Consider the following 2405-nt stretch of genomic DNA (forward strand, 5'->3'; position numbering starts at 1 on the left):
AGACCCGCGATGTCGAACCCGACCGTCGTCACAGCAAGGAGTCGATCCTCCGACCCCAGTCCGAACCGATCACCCATCGAAGCAAGGAAGTTCACGAACGCACCCTGCGGAACCACCACACCCTTCGGCCGACCCGTCGACCCCGACGTATAGATCACATACGCCGATCGGGACGAGGTGGGCGGAGCCAGAGGGGCGGCATCGGACGTGACGTCTTCCGCGAGTGCTGCCTGCGTGTCCTGCGTGTCCAGGAGGAGGGCGGGCATCGTGAAGTCGGGCAGCTCGGCGCGTATCCGGCTGTCCGTCAGGACGAGTGCGGGGTCGGCGTCGGTGAGCATGTACGCCAGCCGGTCGGCCGGATACTCCGTGTCCAGCGGCAGATACGCACCACCCGCCTTCCACACCGCCAGCAGCGACACCACCAGCTCCACCGACCTCGGCAGAGCCACCGCCACAAACCGCTCAGCTTCCACACCACGCGCCACCAGCACCCGAGCCAACCGCTCCGCACGCGCATCCAACTCCGCATACGAAACCGACTCACCACCGGCAACCACCGCCACCGCATCCGGCGACAGACCCACCCTCTCCGCAAACAACTCCACCACCGAACGACCCGGCACCCCACACACCGTCTCGTTCCACCCCGACACCACCAACCCCTCCTCCACCTCAGTGAGAAGAGCGAGGGAGCCGATGGGGGTCGCGGGCGCGGCGACGGCCGCGGTGAGCAGACGGAGCAGACGGTCGACGAGCGAGACGGCCGTGTCCCGGTCGAACAGGTCGGTGCTGAACTCCAGCACGCCGTCGAGACCGCCGGCCCGCTCCGAGAAGCCGAAGGCGAGGTCGAACTTGGCCGCGGAGCTCTCGACCGACTGACGCCCGACGGTGAGTCCGGGCAGTTCGTCGAGGGTGTCCAGGGCGCCCTGGTAGTCGGTGTTGTTGAAGGTCAGCAGGACCTGGAACAGCGGGTGGCGGGCGAGCGACCGCTCGGGGTTCACGGCTTCCACGAGCCGCTCGAAGGGCAGGTCCTGGTGCGCGTAGGCACGCAGACTGGTCTCGCGGACCCGGGCGACGAGATCGCCGAACGTCGGGTTGCCCGCCGTGTCGGTCCGCAGGACCAGCGTGTTCAGGAAGACGCCGATGAGCTCGTCGAGGGCGTCGTCGGTACGACCGGCGATCGGCGTACCGATGGGGATGTCCTCCCCCGCGCCCAGCCGGGTGAGGAGCGCGGCCAGCGCCGCCTGCAGCACCATGAACGGACTCGCCTGAGCACCGCGCGCCGTGCGCTCGACGGCGGCGGCGAGCTCCTCGGGAAGGCGGAAGGTCAGCCGGTCGCCGCGGTACGAGGCGACCGCCGGGCGCGACCGGTCGAACGGCAGCTCCAGCTCGTCGGGAAGTCCGGCGAGGGCGTCCTTCCAGTAGGTGAGCTGGCGGGAGATCTCACTCTCCGCGTCACCCTCGGAGCCGAGGAGCTCGCGCTGCCAGAGGCTGTAGTCCGCGTACTGCACCGGCAGCGGCTCCCCCACCGGCACCTCGCCGGTGACCCGGGTCGCGTACGCCGAGGTCAGATCCCGAGCCAGCGGCCCGCGCGACCACGCGTCACTCACGATGTGGTGGGTGACGAGCAGCAGGACGTGGTCGTCCTCGGCGAGGGCGAACAGCTCGGCGCGGAAGGGAAGCTCCCGCGAGAGGTCGAAGGGATGGGCCGCAGAGGTCGCCAGGGCCTCGGTCAGGCCGTCCTCGTCGAGCCGGCGCAGGGGAAGGGGGATGTCAGAGGTGTCGACCGACAGCACGATCTGGTGCGCACCGTCCGCGTCCTCGGCGAAGACCGTCCGGAGGCTCTCGTGCCGGGTGACCACGTCGGAGAGCGCCAGCCGCAGCGCCTCACGGTCGAGCGAGCCGGTGAGCCGCAGCGCGACCGGGGCGTTGTAGGTCGCGCTGGACCCCTCGAACTGGTTGAGGAACCACAGCCGCTGCTGGGCGTACGAGAGCGGGATGCGCTCGGGCCGGGGCACGACGGCCACGACCCCGCGCCTGACGTCACCGCCCACCTGCTCCAGGGCATCGGCGAGACCGGCGACCGTCGGCGTCTCGAAAAGCTGCCGGATGGGAAGTTCCGCTCCCAGGACGGTACGGATGCGGCTGACGAGCTTGGTCGCGAGGAGGGAGTGTCCGCCGAGCTGGAAGAAGTCGTCGTCGATGGAGACGGCGCCGGGGGTGAGACCGAGGATCTCGGTGAACAGGCCGGCGAGGATCTCCTCACGGGGTGAGCGGGGGGCGCGGCCCGCCGACTCGACGGCGTAGTCGGGTGCGGGGAGGGCCTTGCGGTCGAGCTTGCCGTTGGAGGTCAGGGGCAGGTCGTCGAGTTCGACGAAAGCCGACGGGACCATGTAGTCCGGCAG

Annotated in this window: 1 protein-coding gene; it reads right to left on the reverse strand. The window is 69.9% G+C overall.

The annotated features are described in order from the left end of the window. Window positions 1-2393 (reverse strand): condensation domain-containing protein (locus tag ACH4MY_RS38155; protein ID WP_398009452.1); only part of this gene is annotated, 2393 nt, incomplete at its 3' end. Between the last annotated feature and the right edge of the window lie 12 nt (window positions 2394-2405).

It is taken from the genome of Streptomyces sp. NPDC017246, from assembly GCF_044331325.1.
Taxonomy (GTDB): Bacteria; Actinomycetota; Actinomycetes; order Streptomycetales; family Streptomycetaceae; genus Streptomyces.